Source organism: Pseudomonas versuta (genome assembly GCF_001294575.1).
Taxonomy (GTDB): Bacteria; Pseudomonadota; Gammaproteobacteria; order Pseudomonadales; family Pseudomonadaceae; genus Aquipseudomonas; species Aquipseudomonas versuta.
In genome coordinates this window covers 3,615,180-3,638,710 of record NZ_CP012676.1, presented here as the reverse complement: position 1 = coordinate 3,638,710, position 23,531 = coordinate 3,615,180, and the positions used below count along the sequence as shown (strand labels likewise).

Here is a 23,531-nt window from a genome sequence, read left to right as displayed (position 1 = left end):
GTATCTGTTGCTACGAGTACCGTGTACCCGTTTCCTTTGCCAGATCTTGTAGCTTGCGATGCAACATCGAAACGTTGCTTCCTTTTGCTACAAACCCTGTAAGGGTGTCTGTCAGAAGGTGCAGCACTTTATCAGCATCTGCTTCGTTTGGGAAGGCCCCAAATATACAACTTCCAGTTCCAGTCAATTTTGCTTCGGTATATTTACCTAGCAAATTCAAAGCGTTACGTACTTCTGGATAACGCTCCTTAACTACTGCTTCGCAGTCGTTTCGGCTGTTTCCCTTGGGAACGGGGCGCACTTTAATGGGCAAAGAGTCACGTGTCAACAAAGGATCTGAAAATATTTCTGCAGTACTTACAGATACTTGCGGGACAAGTACCAAATACCAGGGTTCTTCCGGATCGACTGGCGTAAGAATTTCGCCAATACCTTCAGCGAATGCGGCGTGGCCCCGTACGAAAACCGGCACGTCGGCCCCTAAACCCAAGCCCAGTGCGGCGAGTCGGTCTTCACTCCAGTCCAGGTGCCAGAGATGGTTGAGCCCCAGCAAAGTCGTGGCTGCATTCGAACTGCCACCACCGATGCCGCCGCCCATGGGCAAAACTTTTTTGATCCAGATGTCGATCCCCAGGGGGCAGCCGGATTGTTCCTGAAGTTTTCTTGCCGCCTTCACGATCAGGTTTGCATCGTGCGGGACCCCGGGGAAATCGGTGTGCAGGCAAATAACCCCATCATCACGTACCGAAAACGTCATCTCGTCGCCGTAGTCGAGGAATTGAAACAACGTTTGCAGTTCGTGATAGCCATCTTCACGACGGCCGAGAATGTGCAGCATCAAATTGAGTTTTGCCGGGGAGGGCAAAACCAGAGCATCTTTTTGCATGTCATTGACCTAACTGACGGGGTTGCCAATCTTTAACCACCAATGTGACGTCCAGCTCCGGGCCATGCAGCTTGACCCGCTCGGGCAGCCAGAAACCGTTCTGCTCGACGTAGCTCAAATACTCAATTTTCCAGCCGTCCTGTTCCAGGTTCGCCAGGCGACTGTCGGCATTCAAGGTCACACGGCTTTTACTGCCGGGGGCAGGCAGGCCGCGTACCCACCAGACCAGGTGCGACACTGGCAGGCTCCAGCCCAGTTGTTCGCCCAGTAATTCTTCCGGGGTTGGCGCTTCATAACGTCCCTGATTGGCGACTTCCAGGCTGACCTTTCCGGGGCGGCCGGTCAGGCGGGCAGCGCCACGGCCGAGCGGCCCCGAGAGGCGGATGTCGTAATAATCCTGACGCTGCAGCCAGAACAGGGTGGCGCTGCCCGAGTCTTTAGGTGCGCGAATCCCGACCTTGCCGTTGATTTGCCAGCCGTCGAGTTGGGTCAGTTGCTGTTTATGTTCCGACCACAAGGCCGGGCTGCCATGGCCTTCAACCGATTCGCGAGCACCAAAACCCGCGCAACCGGCGAGCAGGGCGATCAGGCCAAAGGCAATAAGATGGCGCAGATGACGAAAAAACATGATTTAAAGATTCTCCGATCCGGTCAGGCGCAACACGGTTTTGCGCAGGATTGGGCTTTCAGGGTTTTCTTTAAGGAACTTGCCCCAGATCTGCTTGGCCTCGCGCTGTTTGCCATTGGCCCACAGTACTTCGCCCAGATGCGCAGCCACTTCCTGGTCCGGGAAACGTTCGAGGGCCTGGCGCAGCAATCGTTCAGCTTCATCCAGATTGCCAAGGCGGAAATTCACCCAGCCCAGGCTGTCGAGCACTGCCGGGTCGTCCGGGTTCAAGTCGTAAGCTTGCTGGATCAGTACTTTGGCTTCGGCATAGCGGGTGGTCCGATCTGAAAGCGTATAACCCAGCGCGTTCAATGCCATTGCATTGTCCGGTTCGCGCTTGATGATTGCGCGCAGATCGCGCTCCATTTGCTCCAGATCGTTACGTTTCTCGGCCAGCATGGCGCGTGAATAGAGCAGGTTCAGATCGTCGGGATACTGTTTGAGTGCTTGTTGCAGGACATTCCAGGCGCGATCAGTCTGATTGTTCGCAGCCAGGGTCTCGGCCTCTATCAAGAACAGCTGAATGCCGTAGTCCGGCTGGGCATCACGGGCCGCGGCCAGTTTTTTCGAGGCTTCAGCCCCGCGGCCGTGACTGACAAGAATGTCGGCCTGGCGCATTTGTGCCGGCAAGTAGTCATTGCCCGGGCCAACCTGGGCATATTCGGCGAGTGCCCCCTGAGGGTCATTACGCTCTTCGGCAATGCGGCCCAGATTCAAATGGGCGGAGTCGACATGGCTGTCGCGCTCAATCAACTCTTCCAGATAGCCTTGGGCTTCGTCCCACTTTTTACCTTCCAGGGCAATCAAGGCCAGAGAAAAGCGCAGCTCATCGTCTTCCGGGTACTGCTCGGCCAGGCTGGTGAACTGGGCTTTGGCCTCATCCATGCGGTTCTGTTCGATCAGGGTGCGCGCGTAGGTCAGCCCCAAACGTTTGTCATCAGGGTACTGGCGAATGCTTTTTTTCAGCAGCGGCAGGGCTTCATCACCGCGATTGAGGCTTTGCAGCAAACGGGCCCGCAATAATACCGGGGCAACTTCACCATCCTGAGGCGGATTCTTTTCCAGCAACTTGAGGGCGCCTTCAGCGTCACCGTCCTGTTGCATCAGCAAGGCCTTGCCGAAAATCAGCTGGCCATTGTCCGGGTGCTTGACCAGCAGGCGATCAAAGCTTTTCTGCAGGCCTGCACGGGTATCGGCATCTGTTTCTGACGCCGACAGGGCTAAAAAGTCGAAATGTGTATCGCCTTTGGCCTGCAGGACTTTCTCCATGTACACCATGGCATCGTCATAACGACCATTGCGCGCCAGTTGAATGGCAGCCGCACGTTGGGCCTCAAGATCGTCCGGCGCGTTTTTAGCCCAGATCAGCGATGTATCGAGAGCGGCCTGATCGGCGCCCAGGTACTCGGCAATCCGCAAGGCGCGCTCGGCAATGCCGGGATCTTGCGTATTGATCGCCTGGGTGACGTAGTTGTCGAGAGCGATATCCAGACGATTACGTTGGCCGGCCAACTCCGCGCCCAGCAGGCTGTACAGCGTTTCTTCGCTGAACGAGCCATAAACCGTGGGTTTTTCCGGAGTGGAAGTAGCCTCTTCAGCCGGCGATGAATCATCCGGTGACGTGGGGGCCAAAGCCTGGCAGCCACTGAGAAGGACGAGAGAGAGGAGCAACGCGGAGGATCTATTCATATAGGAGAAGGGCGACTTACCTGCGGTCTGGGCATCATGACACATGCGATAGGGCAAACCCTAACAGCTGCGACTATCGATATCAGAGTCAATTGATGCGAGATAACTGGGCTTCAAGAGACCTTAACTATAGAGACAATAGTCAGCAATGGTTGTTCTCAATCTGGCGAAGTAGGACAATTGCCGGCTTCTCGTCATCATCAGCGATCTTGAATGGCCTTCCTCGCACTCGGTATTAACCATAAGACTGCTTCAGTAGACGTCCGCGAGCGCGTGGCTTTTACTCCCGAGCAGTTGGTTGAGGCCTTGCAGCAACTCTGCCGACACACCGACAGCCGCGAAGCTGCGATCCTCTCCACCTGCAATCGCAGCGAGCTATATATAGAACAAGACCACCTCTCGGCAGATTCGGTGCTGAAGTGGCTGGCCGACTATCACAATCTGAGCCTCGAAGAGTTGCGCGCTTGTGCCTATGTCCATGAAGACGACGCTGCCGTTCGTCACATGATGCGTGTGGCTTCAGGTCTGGATTCGCTGGTGTTGGGTGAACCGCAGATTCTCGGCCAAATGAAGTCGGCCTATGCCGTGGCGCGAGAGGCTGGCACGGTCGGGCCTTTGTTGGGGCGGCTGTTTCAGGCGACGTTCAATTCGGCCAAGCAAGTACGCACCGACACCGCTATCGGCGAAAACCCGGTATCGGTAGCCTTTGCCGCCGTTAGCCTGGCCAAGCAGATTTTCAGCGACTTGCAGCGCAGTCAGGCCTTGCTGATTGGCGCGGGCGAGACCATCACCCTGGTCGCCCGTCACCTGCATGACCTGGGGGTAAAGCGCATCGTCGTGGCTAACCGTACGCTGGAGCGCGCCAGCACGCTGGCCGCACAGTTCGGGGCGCACGCGGTGTTGTTGTCGGACATCCCCCAGGAGTTGGTGCACAGCGATATCGTCATCAGCTCCACGGCCAGCCAGCTGCCGATTTTGGGCAAGGGTGCGGTTGAAAGCGCCTTGAAACTGCGCAAGCACAAACCCATTTTCATGGTGGATATCGCCGTTCCCCGCGATATCGAACCAGAAGTCGGCGAGCTCGACGACGTTTACCTTTACACCGTAGATGACTTGCACGAAGTGGTCGCTGAAAACCTGAAAAGCCGTCAGGGCGCAGCCCAGGCGGCGGAGGAGCTGGTCAGCATTGGCGCTGAAGAGTTCATGGTGCGTTTGCGCGAGCTGGCGGCAGTGGATGTGCTCAAGGCCTACCGCCAGCAAAGCGAGCGCCTGCGTGATGAAGAACTGCAAAAAGCCCAGCGGATGCTCGCCAATGGCAGCAACCCTGAAGACGTGCTGGTACAACTGGCACGTGGCCTGACCAATAAATTGCTGCACGCACCCAGCGTGCAGCTGAAAAAGCTTTCCGCCGAAGGCCGCCTCGATGCGCTGGCCATGGCCCAAGAACTTTTTGCCCTCGGTGAGGGCTCATCGGATAGCTCTGCGGATAAAAAATAGTAATGAAAGCGTCACTGCTGAATAAGCTGGACATCCTCCAGGACCGTTTTGAAGAACTGACCGCGTTGCTTGGCGATGGCGAAGTCATCTCTGATCAGACCAAATTCCGTGCCTATTCCAAGGAATACTCGGAAGTAGAGCCCATTGTCACAACTTACGGGATGTGGCTCAAAGTCCAGGCCGACCTTGAGGGCGCCCAGGCGTTGCTCAAGGATAACGACCCTGACATGCGCGAAATGGCGGTTGAAGAAGTCCGCGAAGCCAAAGACCGGCTGCTCGAGCTGGAGCAAGACCTGCAGCGCATGCTGTTGCCCAAGGACCCGAATGACGGGCGCAACGTATTCCTTGAGATTCGCGCCGGAACCGGCGGTGATGAAGCGGCAATTTTTGCCGGTGACCTGTTTCGCATGTACTCGCGTTACGCCGAGCGTCGTGGCTGGAAACTGGAAATCCTGTCGGAAAACAGCGGGGAGCATGGCGGCTACAAAGAAGTCATCGCCCGGGTTGAAGGTGAGAATGTTTACGGCAAGCTGAAGTTCGAGTCGGGCGTACACCGTGTACAGCGGGTCCCGGCGACAGAATCCCAGGGCCGTATCCACACTTCCGCGTGCACTGTGGCGGTATTGCCGGAGCCGGACGAGCAGGAAGCGATTGAGATCAACCCGTCCGACTTGCGTGTCGACACCTATCGCTCTTCGGGCGCCGGTGGTCAGCACGTTAACAAGACCGACTCGGCCATTCGTATCACTCACTTGCCATCGGGCATCGTGGTTGAGTGTCAGGAAGAGCGTTCCCAGCATAAAAACCGGGCGCGGGCGATGTCCTGGCTTTCGGCTAAATTGAATGACCAGCAAACCAGTGCCGCGGCCAGCGCCATTGCCAGCGAACGAAAATCGCTGGTGGGTTCGGGGGATCGTTCAGAACGCATCCGCACTTACAATTTTGCACAAGGGCGGGTCACCGACCATCGTGTCAACCTGACCTTGTACTCGCTGGATGATGTACTGGCTGGCGGCGTCGATGCCGTTATTGAGCCGTTATTAGCGGAATTTCAGGCTGACCAACTGACAGCCCTGGGTGAGTAAATGACCATTATTGCCAGCTTGTTGCGTGCCGCAGAACTCCCGGATTCACCCTCGGCCCGCCTGGATGCGGAACTGTTACTGGCCGCAGCCCTGGGCAAGTCGCGCAGTTACCTGCACACATGGCCCGAGAAAATTGTCAGCAGCGAATCGGCCTTGACCTTCGCCGAGTACCTGCTGCGTCGTCGTGCCGGTGAGCCTGTGGCCTACATTCTGGGGCAGCAGGGTTTCTGGAAGCTGGACCTTGAAGTCGCGCCCCACACGCTGATTCCCCGTCCTGACACCGAACTGCTGGTCGAGACCGCACTGGACCTGCTTCGGGCCAGCCCTGCCAGGGTGCTTGATTTGGGTACCGGCAGCGGGGCAATTGCCCTGGCCTTGGCCAGTGAGCGCCCGGCGTGGCATATCACGGCGGTAGACCGGGTACTTGAAGCCGTAGCGCTGGCTGAGCGTAATCGTCAGCGCCTGCAGCTCGACAACGTCCATGTACTGACCAGCCACTGGTTCAGTGCGTTGGACGGTCAGCGCTTTGACCTGATTATCAGCAACCCGCCTTACATTGCTGCGGGCGACGTGCATTTGGGGCAGGGCGATGTGCGTTTCGAGCCTGAAAGCGCCCTGGTCGCCGGTGTCGACGGCCTAGACGACATACGCGAAATTATTCAAGCCGCCCCTCAGCACCTGAATGCAGGCGGGCAGTTGATGCTTGAGCACGGTTACGATCAGGCCGCGGCCGTTCGCCAGCTATTGCTGGACGCAGGTTTTGAACAGGTAGAAAGCCGCAAGGACCTGGGCACCCACGAACGCATCACGTTGGGCCGCCTGCCGTGCTGACCGATGAGGAACTGTTGCGCTATAGCCGACAGATCCTGTTGCAACAGGTCGATATCGAAGGCCAGCTGAAGCTGAAAAACAGCCGTGTGCTGATCATCGGTCTGGGCGGGCTGGGTTCGCCGGTTGCGCTCTACCTGGCGGCAGCCGGGGTTGGCGAGTTGCATCTGGCAGACTTCGACAGCGTCGACCTGACCAACCTGCAGCGCCAGATCATTCATGACACCGCCAGTATTGGCCAAAGCAAGGTCGACTCGGCCCTGAGTCGCCTCGCGGCGATCAATCCGCAGATCAAACTGGTTGCACACCGTTCGGCACTGGATGCCGACTCATTGGCCCATGCCGTGTCTGAGGTGGATCTGGTACTCGATTGCTGCGACAACTTCGGTACGCGTGAAGCCGTGAACGTCGCCTGCGTTGCGGCACGCAAACCTCTGGTCAGTGGCGCGGCAATTCGCCTGGAAGGGCAGCTGTCGGTGTTTGATTCACGCCAGCCTGCGAGCCCTTGCTACCACTGCTTGTATGGTCACGGCAGTGAAGATGAACTGACCTGCAGCGAAGCTGGAGTCATTGGCCCCCTGGTAGGGCTGGTGGGCAGTCTGCAGGCGCTCGAAGCCCTTAAATTACTGGCAGGTTTTGGTGAGCCGCTGGTGGGGCGACTGCTCTTGATCGATGCCTTGGGTACGCGGTTTCGTGAGTTGCGGGTCAAGCGTGACCCGGCGTGCAGCGTATGCGGTACGGGTCATGAGTGAAGCACCGATTGGTGTTTTTGACTCTGGTGTCGGCGGCTTGTCGGTACTGCGAGAAATCCATGCGCTGCTGCCCGATGAGTCGCTGCTGTACATCGCAGATTGCGGGCACATCCCTTATGGAGAAAAAAGCCCCGAATTTATCCGCCAGCGCTGCGCCGTAATGGCTGATTTTTTTCGGCGCCAGGGTGCCAAAGCCCTGGTGCTGGCCTGTAACACGGCCACCGTGGCCGGCGTTGCGCAGTTGCGTCAGTGTTATCCCGATTGGCCCATCGTCGGTATGGAGCCGGCGGTCAAACCGGCCGCGGCGGCCACCCGCAGTGGAGTGGTAGGGGTGCTTGCGACCACCGGTACCTTGCAGAGCGCCAAATTTGCCGCCTTGCTTGATCGTTTTGCCAACGACGTACGGGTAATCACCCAGCCATGCCCAGGGCTGGTGGAACTGATTGAAACCGGTGACTTGCACAGTGATGCCTTGCGAACGCTATTGCGCAGCTATGTTGAGCCGCTGGTGGCGGCAGGTTGCGACACCATTATTCTGGGCTGCACCCATTACCCCTTCCTCAAGCCCTTGCTGAGCCAGATCCTGGCGCCTTCGATCATCCTGATCGATACCGGCGCCGCCGTGGCCCGTCAGCTCAAGCGGTTATTGAGTGAAAGAAGCCTGCTGGCAGCGGGCCCAGCCCGGCAAACACAGTTCTGGACCAGCGCTACCCCAGAGCACATGGAAAATATCCTGCCGCTGTTGTGGAATAAATCTGGGAGTGTGCAAAGCTTCGGCTTGTGAAAAAAGTGTGAAAAGGTTCAGGGCGGTTGAACTTTCGGGCGTTGACTGGATTCTTAGCGCTTGCCTGTGAGGCACACAACAATGATCTGTGGATATGGAAGCGGGATTTTCTTATGAAGCGATTTTTTTGCCTGGCTGCGCTGGCAGCAACTGTTCTGGGGCACAGCTACACGGCACAAGCGGCCGGTATCGAGTTTGGGGTCGGGCATACCAGCGAATCGACCATGACCTATCGTCTGGGCTTGAAGTCCGACTGGGACAAAAGCTGGCTGCAGAGTGACGTCGGTCGTCTGACTGGGTATTGGGATGGGGCTTACACCTATTGGGACGGTGACAAGTCCTCTTCGAGCAACAGCTTGTCGTTCTCGCCTGTATTTGTGTACGAGTTTGCCGGCGAAACGGTCAAGCCTTACGTAGAGGCCGGTATCGGGGTCGCACTGTTTTCCCGTACCGAAGTTGAGGGCAACAAGCTGGGCACGGCTTTCCAGTTCGAAGATCGCCTGGGTTTTGGCCTGCGCTTTGCCGGTGGGCATGAAGTGGGTATTCGGGCGACTCATTACTCCAATGCCGGGCTATCGACCACCAATGACGGTGTAGAGAGCTACGCCCTGCATTACACGATGCCTTTGTAACCGGCGCCCCCTGTAGGAGCGAGCTTTTCAGCGCGATATCCAATACCGCAAACAGCTCGCGAGCAAGCTCGCTCCTACAAGGGATCAAGTCGTTACCGATACGCCGTCGTGATGCCTTGACGCTCGTTCAGGCATTCAACATCACCCATTTCGAACTCGCGGCAAATCAACGGACGCTTTTCGTAGATGGTGCACATCATGGTGTTGCGATCCAGCGCTGCGCACCAGCCATCATCAAGGCGCAGCATGACCTCGCCGCCCCAGTCATCGGTGTCGATAAAGCGCTCGGGCACGCCGGTGTCGGTGATCAACATCACTTCCAGTTGGCAGCAGCATGCCGCGCACGTCGAACAGGTGACGGCGGGTTCGGTAATTTCGGTCAGGGGGATGTTGGTCATAGGCGCGCAGTGTAAGGCAGAGCAGCTGTCAGGTGTAAAACCGCTGACAAACCGCCTTCGATCTCTTGTAGGAGCGAGCTTGCTCGCGAGCTTTTTGTTGCTGCGATGAAAAAGCTCGCGAGCAAGCTCGCTCCTACAGACAAGCTCGCTCCTGCTGGGGGGGTGTCTGTTTGCCCGCGAGCCATTGCAGTGCCGGAAACAATCCGGCCCAGATCACGGCCAGCAATACCAGGGTCGGCCACAGCCCGAAACCGAATTGCACCGCCCCCAGTCGTTGCCCGGCGTAATACGACATTGGCCCGCCAACCGCGCCAAGCAACATTGCCCGCCACAGCGGTCGTGCGGTCCAGGCCAGGCAATGGTTCAACGTGGTCGCCAGTAATGCCCAGAGCAGCACCAGCCAGAACGGGATCAAAATACCCTCTTGCCGGAACTCAAAGACCCCGGCATTGAGCAATAGGCTGTCCACCAGGGTACCGAGCAAGCAGACATAGATGATCAAGCGGGCTTGTGCCCACGATCGACTTATCCACAGTCCGTTTGCCAGCAATGCGCTTGCCGCTACCAGTAACCACAGGCTATTGCCGCCCAGTACACAGGCAAACCAGCCCAGCTGAAACAGCACGGCGTTGGCCAGTTGCCGTTTAAGGGCAGGGCTAGGCATCAAAGCGACCGAGCAAGGGTTGCGGCATGGCACCGGGCTTGGCCAGTAGCAATTGCGCGGTGCCTATGCTGCGCTCGAGAAAACCGCCTTCGCAGTAGCACAGATAAAATTCCCACAGCCGCAGGAAGTATTCGTCATAGCCCAGCTCTGTCAGGCGGCCGTGGGCATGGCGAAAGTTCTCATGCCACAGACGCAAGGTCCTGGCGTAGTGCAGGCCAAAATCCTCCATGTGCATCAGGTTCATATCGGTATCGCGGGTGACGATCTCGAGCATTTTCTGCACGCTGGGCAATGCGCCGCCGGGGAAGATATAGCGCTGGATAAAGTCCACGCTGTTCTTGGCTTGCTCGTAACGCTGGTCGCGAATGGTGATGGCTTGCAGCAGCATCAACCCTTGGTTCTTGAGCAAGTGCGAACACTGTTTGAAGTAGTTGGGTAAAAAATGATGGCCGACCGCTTCGATCATCTCGATGGACACCAGTTTGTCGTACTGCCCGGTCAGATCCCGGTAGTCCTCAAGCAGCAAGGTCACCTGATTCTGTAGTCCCAATGCATCAATGCGCTCACGGGTGTAATCGAACTGCTCCTTCGAGAGTGTGGTGGTGGTCACTTTGCAGTGGTAATGCTGCGCGGCAAAAATGGCCATGCTGCCCCAGCCTGTGCCGATTTCCAGCAAGTGGTCTTCGGGTTTGAGGTCGAGTTTCTGGCAAATGCGTTGCAGTTTATTCAGCTGAGCCTGTTCCAGGCTGTCGTCAGGGCTGAGGAATTGAGCCGCCGAATACATCATGGTGGGATCGAGGAACTGCTCGAACATCTCATTGCCAAGGTCGTAATGAGCCGCAATGTTTTTTTGCGAGCCTTTGCGGGTATTGCGATTGATCCAGTGCAGGCACCGAATCAACGGGCGTCCGAGGCTGGCAAGGCCACTTTCCATGGCGTCCAGGACTTGCAGATTGCTGACCAGTACCCGGATCACTTTGGTCAGGTCGGGCGAGCTCCAGTATCCGTGGATAAATGCTTCGCCAGCGCCAATAGAGCCGTTGCTGGCGATCATCCCCCAGACACTGGGGTCGCTGACGTGCACTTCGCCGATCATCGCAGCGCTGCTGTCGCCGAACTGATGACGCTCGCCATTTTCAGTCAGCACCAGTTGGCCGTGTTGCAGCTGGCAGAGTTGACGCATGACCCCGCGCCGCAGCAGTACGCTGGTCAGATTGTAAGTACTCAGACGTGAGGTTTTGCTCACCAGGCTAGGGCTTTTCATGACGTTTATCCTTGGGTTGCAGGGCGGCAATGCGAAAGGCGCCGTCGGCGGCCTGATGGGAAAATATCGGCATGCGTTTGAGAAACAGGCGTAAGGCTTGCCAGTAAATGGCCCCGCAAGTCTTTGCCGTCATCCATGGAAATTGCCTCAAATAGCGATGCAACCCGGCACGATCGAGCGCGCTGCGCTGCAGATTGAGGGTGGCATCGAACATTTTCAGTTCACCCTGCCAGTCCGCCATATGCACGCCGAGTCGTGCCGCAGGCGGGCTGAAGCTCATGCGGTATTCCAGATCGCGGGGCAGAAAGGGCGACACATGAAAGGCCTTGGCCACCGCGAAGTGCTGATGACTGTCGCCCTCGGCGGGGAGCACGTAGTGATAGCGCTCGCGCCATGGGGTGTTGCTGACTTCGCACAAGATGGCGGCCAGTTTTCCGTCTGGCTCATGGCAATAAAAGAAGCTCACCGGGTTGAAGGACAGGCCCCAGCTGCGAGCTTGAGTCAGCAAACAGATGGCCCCTTGCGGGGTATGTCCGAGGGCCTGGCCGACTTGTTGGCGCACGGCATCGATCAGGCGCATGCCGGTCCGGGTGTAGGTCTTGAGGTAATCGGTTTCGCGAAACGAGAACGGTGCAAAGCGGCTTTTGCCCGCCAGAGGAGACAGCCCGAATACAGCGTCCTGTTCGTCCAGATCCAGATACATCAAGCCGATCTGATAGCGGAACGCATGGCTGGTGGGAGCAAAGCGCCGGTGGGCGATCCAGCCGCTGTACAGGGCGCTGTTCATAAGTGTTGACCGAACGCTGATGCGACACGTAATGCACTGACTACCCCGTCCTCGTGGAAGCCATTGGCCCAGTAAGCGCCGCAAAAATAGCTGTGCTGTGTGCCCAGCAATTCTTTCCAGCGCGCTTGCGCGGCTACGGCATCGAGGCTGTATTGCGGGTGCGAGTAGGTGTAAGTGGCCAGCACTTTAAGCGGATCAATGGCGGCGGTCTGGTTAAGACTGACGCAAAACGTTGTCTCGCTCTCGATCCCCTGCAGGATGTTCATGGCGTAAGTGACTGCGGCACCGCGTTGTCCGGCATCACCCAGTCGGTAGTTCCAGCTGGCCCAGGCCAGTTTTCGCTCAGGCAACAGTCGGGTATCGGTATGCAGTACTACTTCGTTATCGGCGTAGGGCAGGGCGCCGAGAATTTGCTGTTCTGCGGCGGTTGGCCGGGCCAGTAGCTTTAATGCCTGATCGCTGTGGCAGGCAAAGATAACTTTATCGAAACGCTCACTGCCTGCACGGCTGTGGATAAGTACGCCGAGCGCGTCACGTTCAACCGCCGTAACCGGACAGTTGAGGCGGATTTTTTCTGAAAAACCAGCACTCAGTGGCTGTACATAAGCACTCGAACCGCCTTCGATCACTCGCCACTGCGGGCGATTGGTAATGCTCAGCAAACCGTGGTTCTTGAAGAAGCGGATAAACGACTGCAGCGGAAATTCCAGCATGTCCGCCAGTGGCATGGACCAGATTGCTGCGCCCATGGGCACAATGTAGTGCTCGATGAACCGGGTGCCATAACCGTGCTGTTGCAGGTAGTCACCCAACCGGGTGTCGCTGGCAATGCGTTGCTCTTGCAGGTCGCGAACGGCCTGGCGATTGAAGCGCAGGATATCGCGCAGCATGCCCCAGAACCCGGGCGACAACAGGTTGCTGCGCTGGGCAAACAAACTGTTGAGGGTGTTGCCGTTGTATTCGAAATTGCGCTGGGGATCGCGCACCGAGAAACTCATCTCAGTGGCTTTTGAGCGCACCCCCAGTTGATTGATCAGCTTGATGAAGTTGGGATAGGTCCAGTCGTTGAACACGATGAAGCCGGTATCAATCCCATAGGTACGTCCCTTGATGCTGACATCCACAGTATGGGTATGCCCCCCCACCCAGTCACTGGCCTCGAACACGCTGATGTCGTGCTCCTTGTGCAATAGATAGCCACAGGTCAGGCCGGAAATACCGCTGCCGATGATTGCAATTTTCATGTCGGAGTCTCGTCAGAAGTGCGCGCCAGACGCTTGCCAATGGCCAGTTGCAGGCGGCCGGGCAGACGAGACATCAGCTTGAGGATGAGGATAAATAGCCAGGGGAAAGCGATTTCCAGCGGGCGTTTTTCCAGACGCTGGCTAATGTGCCGCGCGGCTTTGAGTACCGGCCAGCGCATGGGCATGGGGAAGTCGTTTTTCTCAGTCAGCGGGGTATCAACGAAACCGGGGCTGACCAGGGTGACATCTATTCCCTCATGGGCCAGATCGATGCGCAGCGACTGCAGCAGGTAACGCAGGCCGGCTTTCGAGGCGCCATAAGCTTCGGCCCGCGGCAGGGGCCAGTAAGTCACGGAACTGACCACTCCTACCAGATGCGGTCGTACACCTGCACGCAGCAAAGGCAGTGCACTTTCAAGGCAGTAACTGCTGGCCAGTAGATTGGTGCGTACGACACGCTCGACCAAGGCTGCGTCAAAGTGCCGGACATCGACATATTCACAGGAGCCGGCATTGAGAATCACGGTGTCCAGCGCGCCCCAGGCTTGCGCAATGCGCTTGCCGATTTCGCGCACTTGCAGGCTGTCGGTCAAGTCACCAGGCACCAATAGGACCTGGCCCGGATAACGGTCGGATAAAGCCTGCAGAGGGGGCAGGGTACGGGCACTCAATGCCACACGCGCCCCACTGCTCAGCAGTTCTTCAGCCAGGCGGGCGCCAATCCCGCTGCTGGCTCCGGTCAGCCAGATACGCCGGGTCTCAGTCATCACACACCTCATAGAGCTGATGCCTCGGCAGATTTTTGAAGGCGCTGAGGGCCCGCTCGCGGCTGTGTTTCAAGTCGACTATCGGCTGCGGGTAGTCGGCAACGCCAAACAGGCCTCCAGCACTGGCCGGGTTGTGGATTTCCTTTTTATTCAACGTTGCGAGCTCTGGCAGCCAGTGCTTGATGAAGCGCCCTTCGGGGTCGAAGCGCTCGGACTGGCTCAGCGGGTTGAAAATTCTGAAGTAGGGAACCGAGTCGGTCCCGGTGGATGAACTCCACTGCCAGCCACCGTTGTTGGCTGCGAGGTCACCATCAATCAAGTGCTGCATAAAGAAGCGCTCACCCTCGCGCCAGTCGATCAACAGGTTTTTGGTCAGAAACATCGCCACCACCATCCGCAGGCGGTTATGCATCCAGCCGGTTTCGAGCAGTTGGCGAATGGCCGCGTCTATGATCGGGATGCCGGTGCGGCCTTCTTTCCAGGCTGCCAGCTCCTGCGGGGCGTCACGCCAGGGCAGGAACTCGGTGGCAGGCCTGAATGCGCGGTGCCGGGAAACCCGTGGGTAGCCCACAAGAATGTGTTTATAAAACTCGCGCCAGATCAGTTCGCTGATCCAGGTCGCGGCACCGACACTGCCGCTTTCAAACTCGCCGTTGTTGCTTAGCAGTGCGGCATGCAGGCATTGGCGTGGTGAGATAACGCCTGCTGCCAGGTAGGGCGAAAGCTGGCTGGTGCCAGGTTTTGCGGGTAAGTCGCGTTCTTCTTTGTAGTAGTGGATTTGCTCATCGGCGAAGCGTGCCAGGCGCTCCCGGGCTTCTTCTTCCCCAGCCGGCCACAGTGCACGCAAGGATTGGCCGGGCCGGGCAAAGCCGGTAACAGATTCAGGAACGCGATCCCGGGCAATCGACAGCGGCGCCTGTGCCTGTGGTTTGGCCACGATGCCCGGCAGCCCCGTATGCAGGCGCTCATAGCAAACCTTGCGGAACTGGCTGAAGACCTGAAAGTACCCCCCGGTTTTGGTCAGCACGCTGCCGGGCTGAAACAACAGTTGGTCGAGGTAGCGATGAAAGCCGATGCCTTGGGCGTCGAGTGCGCAGGCGACGGCCTGATCGCGCCGGGTTTCATGGATGCCGTATTCATCATTTACATGAACATCCTGAATGCCCAGTTGTTGGCACAGCTCAACAAGCGCCGCGGGGGCCTGGTCCCAGGCGGGTGCGCTGCGAATCAGTAACGGGATATTCAGTTGTTCGAGGCTGTCGCTCAGGACGCTCAGGTTACGCAGCCAAAAGTCGACTTTGCATGGCGCATCATCATGGGCCAGCCATTGCTCGGCGCTTATGAGGTACACGGCCACAGTGGGGCCGCGTGCAGCGGCGGCGCTCAGGGCAGTGTTGTCGCTTTGGCGCAAATCGCTGCGCAGCCAGATCAGTTGCATGTTTATTCCTTGGGGCTAGAAGAGTCCGAGCTGGCTGAGTCGTTGATGGGCTTCAAGCGGATCAACAGCCAGGGACAATCCTGCGATTTCAGTAGTACTTACGGCCAACTCGGCGCTATGGATGCATACCGTCGGTCCGGCAATCAGGACCGGGCAATTGGTGCCGCCGAGTAGCTTCGGCAACTGCCGGGGGTTGAGGGTTTGGCTTGAATAGAGCACCACGGCGGGGCAATTGAGGCGCTCAACCGCCAGGGCCAGTTCACCGCCGGGCAGTGGCCCGTCGAATACTTCAACCGGGCAATGGCTGCTGCTGACCAGCCAGGCCGTGAGCCATAGCTGTGCCTCAAAAGGCAGGGCCGAATGATTGATCAGCAGCACGGGCTTGCCCTTGAGCGAGCGGTTGTTGTGATAGATACGGGCGCCCAGTTTGCTGCGCAGCCAGGAGTTGAAAAATACCCGCTCCAGTTGTGCCCCGAACTGGCCCTGCCAGCGTTGTTCCAGCTCGTTTAAAAGCGGGATCAACAGTTGTTCGCACAGTGTGTGGGCCGGATACAGCGACATGACTTGATTAAAATTGTCATCGAGCCTGCGCTCGGACAGCTCAGTGATCGCCAGCGTCAGGGTCTGGCGCCATGCCTGCCAGTCGTTGTCGACGGGGGCGTGCCAGGCGGGGGCTGCGTCGAGCAGCGGCATGACCTGACTGACTGAGACCCCGCGATTAAGCCAGGTCAGAATCTGCTGGATCCGCTGGATATGCGTGTCCGAAAACATGCGATGGCCCTTGGCGGTACGGTGCGGGACGATCAGGCCATAACGACGTTCCCAGGCGCGCAGGGTCACGGCATTGACGCCTGTGATACGGGCTACTTCGCGTATCGGCAGCCAGCCGGCGTCCAGGGCCTGGTTGTAGTCAGGGGCAGGAGGGCCGTTCACCGAAAGGTCTTTGCTCATGTTCATATCGCATTGCGCAGGCTGAGGTTTTCCGGGTGCGGTTGCAGGTATACCTGGCGCGATATGTAGGGATCCGGATGCAGGCGAAAATGATGTTTGAGCAGTGTCAGCGGCACGATCAGCGGCACAATGCCGTGCAGGTACTGGCCAATCAGGTATTGCACTTCTTGCTTGTCTTCGGGGCTGATGAATTGTTTTAGATAGCCGCTGATGTGTTGCAGCACATTGGTGTGAGTGCGACGCGTGGCGCATTTTTTCAGGGCTTTCATCAACTCGCTGAAGTACTGAGGGGCGATCTCGCGGGGATCATTTTTGCCCAGATTGCCGAGCATGGTGCCCAGGATTTTGTACTGCTCGGGGTGGTGGGCCATGAGCTGGTATTTGTAACAGGCATGAAATTCGGTCAGGGAACGGCGGGTGATGCCGGCTCTGAGTAATTGCTGCCAGGTGCTATAGGCGTAAACCCGGGTCAGAAAGTTTTCACGCAATACCGGGTCGTTGAGGCGGCCATCCTCTTCCACAGGCAAATCGGGGTGGGCCGCGCAAAACGCTTGTGCGTAAATCCCCCGTCCGCTCAGCTCTGCGGGGCGTCCACCGTCCTGATAGACCTTGACTCGCTCGAGTCCGCAAGACGGTGACTTTTGCATAAAGATGTAGCCGCAAATGTCTGTGTGCGCTGCGGCCATGGCCACACCGTAATCGTGTAATGGCCGGGTTACGTCCAGAGAGCTGTCGACACTGCCCAAGGCTTGCGGTTGGGCAGGGTCGCCGATCAGGCGGATGGGCTGGCGCGGAATGCCAAGCCCGATGGCGACTTCGGGGCACAGCGGGACGAAGTCGAAATGTTCACTCAGGGCCTGGCTGCACAGTCGCGACTCTTTGTGCCCGCCATTGAAGCGAACTTCGGCCCCGAGCAAGCAGGCGCTGATGGCGATTTTCGGTTTTTGACGGGCTGAGATGTCGCAGGCCATGGGATGAGTCTCCAAGAATTACTTGTACATCTTTGTTTGGATGTACAACTTGAGTTCATCTTAGGCCTTGCCTTGTACAAGTCAATTATCTTGTACAGGTATTTGTGGTGCTTTTGCAGGAGCGAGCTTGCTCACGATCTTTTAAAACGGCTCGCGAGCAAGCTCGCTCCTACAGCCAGCCCATTTTCCAGGCCGCTGCATCCTGCAGGCTTTGCCAGGGCAACCGCTGGCTGCGCCGGGTGAGCACCGCTTGCAGTTCGAGTTCGAGCACGTTGCCTTCTTCGTCGCAAAACAGTTCGGTGACCAGAAAGTGTTTCTCTCGGTTGTGCGGGGTGGCTGCTGTCCATTTTGACAGCAGCAATTTGCGCGGGTTGAGGCGGTTCATTGGAGATGCTCAATCAACCGTCGGGCTGCTTCCTGGCCGCTGAGCCACGCGCCCTCGACCCGCCCCGACAGGCACCAGTCGCCGCAGGCATACAGCCCCAGGTCGGCATCAGCCAGGGCGCCCCATTCATGGGCAGTGGAGGGGCGGGCATAGAGCCAGCGGTGGGCCAGGCTGAAGATCGGCGCGGGAGTCGGAAAGTGCATCAGTTCGGCAAAGGCACCGTGCAGTTGCTCGATGACTGCTTCTTTGGGCAGGTCCAGGTTTTGTTTGCTCCAGGCACTGGAGGCATGCAGCACCCAGGTGTCGGGCTTGTGTTCACGTCCTGGTTTACTGCTGTTGCGGGCTAGCCAGTCGAGCGGGCTGTCTTGTACAAAGCAGCCATCCATTTTGGTTTCCAGAGGTGTTTCGAAAGCCAGAGCAACGGCCCAGGTCGGGTCCATTTTTACCCCGGCCGCAGTGCTCGCCAGTTTCGGTGCTCCGGCAAGCAGGGCAGTCGCCTGGGGCGCTGGCGTAGCAACGATCACGTGGCTGAACGGGCCGTGACTGCATTCGTCGGCATCCAGCAGGTGCCAGTGTTTTTCTCCGCGAATCAAGTCAGTGATACGGCATGCAAAGTTGATCGTGAGATGGCCGAGCATGCCGCGGGTAATCGCGCTCATGCGCGGGCTGCCCACCCAGCGGGTCTGTTCGTCCGGCGAGGGTGTCAGCTGGCCGTCCTTGTGGTTGTAGAGGCGCGGTTCCCATTCAGCCACCCAGCCCAGAGCCTGCCACTGCTGAACTTCATCAACAAAGCGGCGATCGCGGGCGGTGAAGTACTGAGCCCCCAGGTCCAGTGATCCGGCTTCACTGCGCTTGCTCGACATGCGTCCGCCGCTACCCCGGCTTTTATCGAACAGATGCACGGTGTGCCCGGCCTTGTGGAGTGCGCGTGCGGCAGACAGCCCGGCGATGCCGGCCCCGATTATTGCGATAGGTACAGTCATATTGGCCTCAATCCCTGGTTGCAAGGTCAGCTGCACAGACTACGATGCCGCTAATACCTGTACAAATTAATTTATTAGTATAAGTTTTAGTGCGCTTGCCGGGCCAGTCTGGCCTATTCTTTATAAGGTCAACGGCCCGAAGAAATGGGGGCTTTCCTTAAAAATAGACCAGTGCACCCGATAAAACTCCCAGCGAGGCTCAACTCATGCATATTTTGCTGACCGGCGGTACAGGTTTGATAGGACGCCAGCTCTGCCACCACTGGCTGGCGCAAGGTCACCGCCTGAGTGTGTGGAGTCGTCGCCCTGATCGGGTGAGTGAGTTATGCGGTGCCGGCGCAAGAGGGATCGCCACGCTCGAAGAGCTTGGCCAGGAGCCGATTGACGCAGTGATCAACCTGGCCGGTGCGCCGATTGCCGAACGGCCGTGGACACGCAAGCGTAAGGCGTTGCTGTGGAGCAGCCGGATTACCCTGACGGAAACCCTGGTGACCTGGCTCGGCACTCGTGAGCAAAAACCGTCGGTATTGGTGTCCGGTTCGGCAGTGGGCTGGTATGGCGATGGGGGGGAGCGCGAGTTGACCGAAGAGTCGCCGCCGGTCAGCGAAGATTTCGCCAGCCATTTGTGTATTGCCTGGGAGGAAACCGCGCAACGCGCACAAGCCTTGGGCATTCGCGTGGTGCTGGTGCGTACGGGGCTGGTGCTGGCGGCCGAAGGCGGCTTTTTGTCGCGCCTTGTGCTGCCTTTCAAGCTGGCGCTGGGCGGGCCGATAGGTAATGGTCGGCAATGGATGCCATGGGTCCATATCAAGGACCAAATTGCCCTGATTGATTTTCTTGTACATGAGAATGCCGCGTCGGGTCCCTATAATGCCTGCGCGCCGCAGCCGGTACGCAATGCCGAGTTCGCCAAAACCCTGGGCCGCGTGTTGCACCGTCCGGCGTTTATTCCTGTCCCTGCCTTTGTCTTGCGCGTTGGCCTGGGCGAACTGTCACAGTTATTGCTGGGCGGCCAACGGGCAGCGCCGGCCAAATTGCTGGCAGCCGGTTTCACTTTTCAGTTCACCGATTTGCGTGCGGCTCTGGATGATCTGTCCACCCGCCTCTGAAATAGGATGTTGCATGACCGAGCACGCACTATTGCTGGTTAACCTGGGGTCGCCCGCGTCTACTTCGGTAGCGGATGTACGCAGTTACCTGAACCAGTTTCTGATGGACCCGTATGTGATCGATGTGCCGTGGCCATTGCGACGTCTGATCGTGTCGCTGATTCTGATCAAGCGCCCCGAGCAATCGGCGCATGCCTATGCCTCCATCTGGTGGGATGAAGGCTCACCGCTTGTAGTCCTCAGCCGTCGTTTGCAGCAGGCGATGAGCAAAGAGTGGAGCAAGGGCCCGGTTGAGCTGGCGATGCGCTATGGCGAACCGTCAATTGAAACCGTACTCAAGCGTCTGGCCGCGCAGGGGATTCAAAAGGTCACGCTGGCGCCGTTGTATCCCCAGTTTGCCGACAGCACGGTGACCACGGTGATTGAAGAAGCCAAGCGCGTGGTTAAAGCCGCAAAGCTGGCCATTCAAATCTCCATCGTGCAGCCGTTTTACGATCAACCCGAATACCTTGACGCATTGGTGGCAAGTGCCAGGCCGCACCTGGAGCAGGATTACGATCATTTGTTGCTCAGCTTTCACGGTTTGCCCGAGCGTCATCTGCACAAGCTCGATCCGACCGGTAATCACTGCTTTAAAAATGCCGACTGCTGCCAGAACGCTTCAGCAGCCGTGTTGGCTACCTGTTACCGCGCGCAGTGCTTGCGTACTGCCCAGGCGTTTGCCGAACGCATGGGGTTGCCTGAGGGCAAGTGGTCGGTGGCGTTCCAGTCCCGATTGGGCCGGGCCAAATGGATCGAACCCTATACCGAGGCGCGGCTGGATGCTCTGGCCAAAGACGGGGTGAAGAAGATTCTGGTCATGTGCCCGGCGTTTGTGGCCGATTGCATTGAAACCCTGGAAGAAATCGGCGATCGCGGTCGCGAGCAGTTTGTTGCGGCGGGGGGCGAGGAGTTGGTGCTGGTGCCGTGTCTCAATGACAACCCTGAGTGGGCGGCAGCGTTGAACACGTTGTGTGAGCGGGCGCCACTGGCGCTGTAAAGATTCCTGCGGGTGCCTGGCTTGCCAGGCTCCCGCAGGACTGGGTGGCGGGTCGATTCAGAGAGTCGGCTCGTCACCTTTCTTTTTGTGTTTCCAGCTGTCATTGCCCGGCAACAACAAGTTCAGCGCAATGGCGACGATGGCACACAGAGCGATGCCTTTTAGACCGAAGTCTTCCGGGCCCATACCGGTGCCGATCAGCACACCGCCGATCCCGAATACCAGGGTCACCGAGACAATCACCAGGTTGCGGGCTTCGCTCAGGTCGACCTGATGGCGAATCAGGGTGTTCATCCCGACCGCGGCAATTGAACCGAACAACAGGCACAGAATTCCGCCCATTACCGGTACTGGAATGCTCTGCAGCAGTGCGCCGAACTTTCCGATAAATGCCAGGCTGATGGCGAAGATCGCCGCCCAGGTCATTATTTTCGGGTTGTAGTTCTTGGTCAGCATCACTGCGCCAGTCACTTCGGCGTAGGTGGTGTTGGGTGGACCGCCAAGCAGGCCGGCAGCGGTGGTGGCAATGCCGTCACCGAACAGGGTGCGATGCAGGCCAGGGTTTTTCAGGTAGTCGCGACCGGTCACGCTGCCCACGGCAATGACGCCGCCGATGTGTTCAATGGCCGGGGCCAGGGCCACGGGGACGATAAACAGAATCGCCTGCCAGTTGAACTCGGGGGCAGTGAAGTGTGGCAAGGCAAACCATGGAGCTGCGGCAATCTTGGCCGTGTCGACCACGCCAAAGTAAAACGCCATGGCAAAACCCACCAGCACCCCGGCAATGATCGGTACCAGGCGGAAAATGCCTTTGCCGAACACGGCTACGATCAGGGTAGTCAGCAGGGCTGGCATCGAGATCAGCATGGCCGTCTGGTAGTGGATCAACTCTGTGCCATCTTCAGCGCGGCCCATGGCCATGTGCGCTGCAATTGGGGCCATCGCCAGACCAATCGAGATAATGACCGGGCCAATGACTACGGGCGGCAGCAGACGGTCAATAAAACCGGTGCCTTTGAGCTTTACCGCGAAACCGAGAAAGGTGTACACGAAACCGGCTGCCATTACGCCGCCCATGGTCGCGGCAAGACCGAACTGGCCTTTGGCGAGAATGATCGGGGTAATGAACGCAAAACTCGAAGCCAGAAAAACCGGCACCTGACGCCGGGTCACGATCTGGAACAACAGAGTCCCGAGACCCGCCGTGAACAGCGCAACGTTAGGGTCCAGGCCGGTAATCAAAGGCATCAGGACCAACGCGCCAAAGGCCACGAAGAGCATCTGCGCGCCAGAGATGATCTGGCGCCAGAGCGGGTCGTTGAACTCGTCCTGCATGTTATGAGTCCTTTTGCTTGGTGCCGAAGATCTTGTCGCCGGCGTCGCCCAGGCCTGGAATGATGTAGCCGTGCTCGTTCAGGCGCTCATCGATGGAAGCGGTATAGATGATGACATCCGGGTGTGCAGCTTCTACGGCGGCAATGCCTTCTGGCGCGGCAACCAGCACCATGGCGCGAATTTCCTTGCAGCCGGCTTTCTTCAGCAGATCAATGGTGGCAACCATCGACGAACCGGTGGCCAGCATCGGGTCGATAATCATCGCCAGACGCTCGTTGATTTCCGGTACCAGTTTTTCCAGGTAGGTATGGGCCTGAAGGGTTTCTTCGTTGCGGGCGACACCGACAGCGCTGACTTTGGCGCCCGGGATCAGGCTGAGTACGCCTTCAAGCATGCCGATGCCGGCACGCAGAATCGGCACGACGGTAATTTTCTTGCCGGCGATTTTTTCAACTTGAACAGTGCCGCACCAGCCTTCAATCTCGTAGGTTTCGAGGGTCAGGTCTTTGGTGGCTTCATAGGTCAGCAACGCGCCGACTTCCTGAGCAAGCTCGCGGAAGTTCTTCGTGCTAATGTCTGCGCGGCGCATAAGGCCGAGCTTGTGACGAATCAGCGGGTGGCGTATCTCGCGAATGGGCATGGGGAAAGGCTCCGTGGGCAGGCAAAAAAAGCGGCCTAGATTAATCTAATCCGGGGCTATGTCCTACAGAACATTACTGCACGTTAGTCCATAAATGCTTGATCTGAGCCATGCGGGTGCGTACCTTTGCCCGCTTTTCTTGCACAACCCCCCCTGGAGAGCGTCATGTCTGCTGATCTCGAGCATATCCGTCAAATCATGCGAGAGGCTGACTGCCTGTATACCGAAGCTGAAGTAGAGGCCGCCATTGCCCGCGTTGGCGCGCAAATCACGGCCGAAATGGCCGAGACCAATCCAGTGGTATTTTGTGTGATGAACGGCGGCCTGATTTTTGCGGGCAAGCTGCTCACCCATCTGAAGTTCCCGCTTGAAGCGTCTTATCTGCACGCGACGCGCTATCGCAATGAGACCACTGGCGGCGATCTGTTCTGGAAAGCCAAGCCTGAAGTGTCGTTCATTGACCGTCATGTGCTGATCATCGATGACATCCTCGATGAAGGTCATACCCTGAGTGCGATCGTCGATTTCTGCAAACATGCGGGCGCCCGTCAGGTGCACACTGCAGTACTGATCGACAAGGACCACGACCGCAAGGCGCGTCCGGACCTGAAAGCCAACTACGCTGGTCTGCCGTGCATTGACCGCTACCTCTTCGGTTACGGTATGGATTACAAAGGTTACTGGCGCAATGCCGCCGGGATTTATGCCGTTAAAGGCATGTAATAAAGGACGTTGA

25 protein-coding genes are annotated in these 23,531 nt (G+C 58.0%); 9 read left to right on the top strand and 16 right to left on the bottom strand.

The annotated features are described in order from the left end of the window. Positions 1–10: 10 nt before the first annotated feature. Genes ispE through AOC04_RS16370 form a run of 3 tightly spaced genes read right to left on the bottom strand, consistent with a single transcriptional unit; the run spans position 11 to position 3,242 of the window. The gene (ispE, locus tag AOC04_RS16380; protein ID WP_060695185.1) at positions 11–886 is read right to left on the bottom strand and encodes a 4-(cytidine 5'-diphospho)-2-C-methyl-D-erythritol kinase; all 876 of its coding nucleotides are present in this window, start codon (positions 884–886) and stop codon (positions 11–13) included. A gap of 1 nt (position 887) precedes the next feature. Then, a complete protein-coding gene (lolB, locus tag AOC04_RS16375; RefSeq protein ID WP_060695184.1) occupies positions 888–1,514 on the bottom strand; it encodes a lipoprotein insertase outer membrane protein LolB in 627 nt (208 codons plus the stop codon). Positions 1,515–1,517: 3 nt separating this feature from the next. Then, positions 1,518–3,242 (bottom strand): tetratricopeptide repeat protein, encoded by a 1,725-nt coding sequence (locus AOC04_RS16370; RefSeq protein ID WP_060695181.1) that lies wholly within the window; start codon positions 3,240–3,242, stop codon positions 1,518–1,520. 213 nt (positions 3,243–3,455) lie between these two features. On the opposite strand from AOC04_RS16370, the gene hemA reads away from it, so the two are divergent. The 6 genes from hemA to AOC04_RS16340 all read left to right on the top strand — a co-directional run bounded on the left by hemA (position 3,456) and on the right by AOC04_RS16340 (position 8,820). Beyond that, positions 3,456–4,739, top strand: a complete 1,284-nt coding sequence (gene hemA, locus AOC04_RS16365; protein ID WP_060695179.1) for a glutamyl-tRNA reductase — start codon at positions 3,456–3,458, stop codon at positions 4,737–4,739. Positions 4,740–4,741: 2 nt separating this feature from the next. After that, the gene (prfA, locus tag AOC04_RS16360; RefSeq protein WP_060695177.1) at positions 4,742–5,824 is read left to right on the top strand and encodes a peptide chain release factor 1; all 1,083 of its coding nucleotides are present in this window, start codon (positions 4,742–4,744) and stop codon (positions 5,822–5,824) included. Further along, the gene (gene prmC / locus AOC04_RS16355) at positions 5,825–6,655 is read left to right on the top strand and encodes a peptide chain release factor N(5)-glutamine methyltransferase (protein WP_060695175.1); all 831 of its coding nucleotides are present in this window, start codon (positions 5,825–5,827) and stop codon (positions 6,653–6,655) included. Continuing rightward, positions 6,649–7,404 carry a molybdopterin-synthase adenylyltransferase MoeB gene (locus AOC04_RS16350; protein ID WP_060695173.1) on the top strand — a complete coding sequence of 252 codons (756 nt, stop codon included), beginning with the start codon at positions 6,649–6,651 and terminating at the stop codon, positions 7,402–7,404. The genes prmC and AOC04_RS16350 overlap by 7 nt, the downstream gene beginning before the upstream one ends. Further along, a complete protein-coding gene (murI, locus tag AOC04_RS16345; RefSeq protein ID WP_060695171.1) occupies positions 7,397–8,188 on the top strand; it encodes a glutamate racemase in 792 nt (263 codons plus the stop codon). Before AOC04_RS16350 ends, murI begins: the two co-directional genes overlap by 8 nt. Before the next feature lie 113 nt (positions 8,189–8,301). Next, entirely contained in the window at positions 8,302–8,820 is a 519-nt protein-coding gene (locus AOC04_RS16340; RefSeq protein WP_060695169.1) for an acyloxyacyl hydrolase, read from the top strand. A gap of 92 nt (positions 8,821–8,912) precedes the next feature. Here the strand turns inward: AOC04_RS16340 and AOC04_RS16335 are convergent, their stop codons facing one another. The 11 genes from AOC04_RS16335 to AOC04_RS16285 all read right to left on the bottom strand — a co-directional run bounded on the left by AOC04_RS16335 (position 8,913) and on the right by AOC04_RS16285 (position 18,672). Further along, complete coding sequence (locus AOC04_RS16335; RefSeq protein WP_003439808.1) at positions 8,913–9,218, bottom strand: YkgJ family cysteine cluster protein; 306 nt, start codon at positions 9,216–9,218, stop codon at positions 8,913–8,915. A 133-nt stretch (positions 9,219–9,351) separates the two neighbouring features. After that, positions 9,352–9,882 carry a DUF2878 domain-containing protein gene (locus AOC04_RS16330; RefSeq protein ID WP_060695167.1) on the bottom strand — a complete coding sequence of 177 codons (531 nt, stop codon included), beginning with the start codon at positions 9,880–9,882 and terminating at the stop codon, positions 9,352–9,354. Then, positions 9,875–11,146, bottom strand: coding sequence for an SAM-dependent methyltransferase (locus AOC04_RS16325; RefSeq protein ID WP_060695165.1), 1,272 nt, complete (start codon positions 11,144–11,146; stop codon positions 9,875–9,877). Before AOC04_RS16325 ends, AOC04_RS16330 begins: the two co-directional genes overlap by 8 nt. After that, entirely contained in the window at positions 11,133–11,933 is an 801-nt protein-coding gene (locus AOC04_RS16320) for a DUF1365 domain-containing protein (RefSeq protein ID WP_060695163.1), read from the bottom strand. The genes AOC04_RS16325 and AOC04_RS16320 overlap by 14 nt, the downstream gene beginning before the upstream one ends. Further along, entirely contained in the window at positions 11,930–13,177 is a 1,248-nt protein-coding gene (locus AOC04_RS16315; protein ID WP_060695160.1) for an NAD(P)/FAD-dependent oxidoreductase, read from the bottom strand. The genes AOC04_RS16320 and AOC04_RS16315 overlap by 4 nt, the downstream gene beginning before the upstream one ends. Beyond that, on the bottom strand, positions 13,174–13,944 hold the full coding sequence (locus AOC04_RS16310; protein WP_060695158.1) for an SDR family NAD(P)-dependent oxidoreductase: 771 nt from the start codon (positions 13,942–13,944) through the stop codon (positions 13,174–13,176). The genes AOC04_RS16315 and AOC04_RS16310 overlap by 4 nt, the downstream gene beginning before the upstream one ends. Beyond that, positions 13,937–15,382, bottom strand: a complete 1,446-nt coding sequence (gene phrB, locus AOC04_RS16305) for a deoxyribodipyrimidine photo-lyase (protein WP_060695156.1) — start codon at positions 15,380–15,382, stop codon at positions 13,937–13,939. The genes AOC04_RS16310 and phrB overlap by 8 nt, the downstream gene beginning before the upstream one ends. 15 nt (positions 15,383–15,397) lie before the next feature. Continuing rightward, positions 15,398–16,333, bottom strand: a complete 936-nt coding sequence (locus AOC04_RS16300) for a MerR family transcriptional regulator (RefSeq protein ID WP_060695154.1) — start codon at positions 16,331–16,333, stop codon at positions 15,398–15,400. A 2-nt stretch (positions 16,334–16,335) separates the two neighbouring features. Beyond that, positions 16,336–17,304: a YbgA family protein gene (locus AOC04_RS16295; RefSeq protein WP_060695152.1), complete on the bottom strand. Its 969-nt coding sequence runs from the start codon at positions 17,302–17,304 to the stop codon at positions 16,336–16,338. Positions 17,305–17,473: 169 nt separating this feature from the next. Next, on the bottom strand, positions 17,474–17,689 hold the full coding sequence (locus AOC04_RS16290; RefSeq protein ID WP_060695150.1) for a TIGR02450 family Trp-rich protein: 216 nt from the start codon (positions 17,687–17,689) through the stop codon (positions 17,474–17,476). Next, positions 17,686–18,672, bottom strand: coding sequence for an NAD(P)/FAD-dependent oxidoreductase (locus AOC04_RS16285; protein ID WP_060695148.1), 987 nt, complete (start codon positions 18,670–18,672; stop codon positions 17,686–17,688). The genes AOC04_RS16290 and AOC04_RS16285 overlap by 4 nt, the downstream gene beginning before the upstream one ends. Positions 18,673–18,878: 206 nt before the next feature. Between AOC04_RS16285 and AOC04_RS16280 the strand changes: the two genes are divergently transcribed. Continuing rightward, the gene (locus AOC04_RS16280; protein WP_060695146.1) at positions 18,879–19,781 is read left to right on the top strand and encodes a TIGR01777 family oxidoreductase; all 903 of its coding nucleotides are present in this window, start codon (positions 18,879–18,881) and stop codon (positions 19,779–19,781) included. A gap of 13 nt (positions 19,782–19,794) precedes the next feature. Further along, a complete protein-coding gene (hemH, locus tag AOC04_RS16275) occupies positions 19,795–20,820 on the top strand; it encodes a ferrochelatase (protein WP_060695144.1) in 1,026 nt (341 codons plus the stop codon). A 57-nt stretch (positions 20,821–20,877) separates the two neighbouring features. Here the strand turns inward: hemH and AOC04_RS16270 are convergent, their stop codons facing one another. Both AOC04_RS16270 and upp read right to left on the bottom strand, forming a co-directional pair. Further along, positions 20,878–22,155, bottom strand: a complete 1,278-nt coding sequence (locus tag AOC04_RS16270) for a uracil-xanthine permease family protein (RefSeq protein WP_060695142.1) — start codon at positions 22,153–22,155, stop codon at positions 20,878–20,880. A 1-nt stretch (position 22,156) separates the two neighbouring features. Beyond that, positions 22,157–22,795: a uracil phosphoribosyltransferase gene (gene upp, locus AOC04_RS16265; RefSeq protein ID WP_060695140.1), complete on the bottom strand. Its 639-nt coding sequence runs from the start codon at positions 22,793–22,795 to the stop codon at positions 22,157–22,159. Between the two features lie 165 nt (positions 22,796–22,960). On the opposite strand from upp, the gene AOC04_RS16260 reads away from it, so the two are divergent. Next, entirely contained in the window at positions 22,961–23,518 is a 558-nt protein-coding gene (locus AOC04_RS16260; RefSeq protein ID WP_060695139.1) for a hypoxanthine-guanine phosphoribosyltransferase, read from the top strand. The last annotated feature ends 13 nt before the right edge of the window (positions 23,519–23,531 follow it).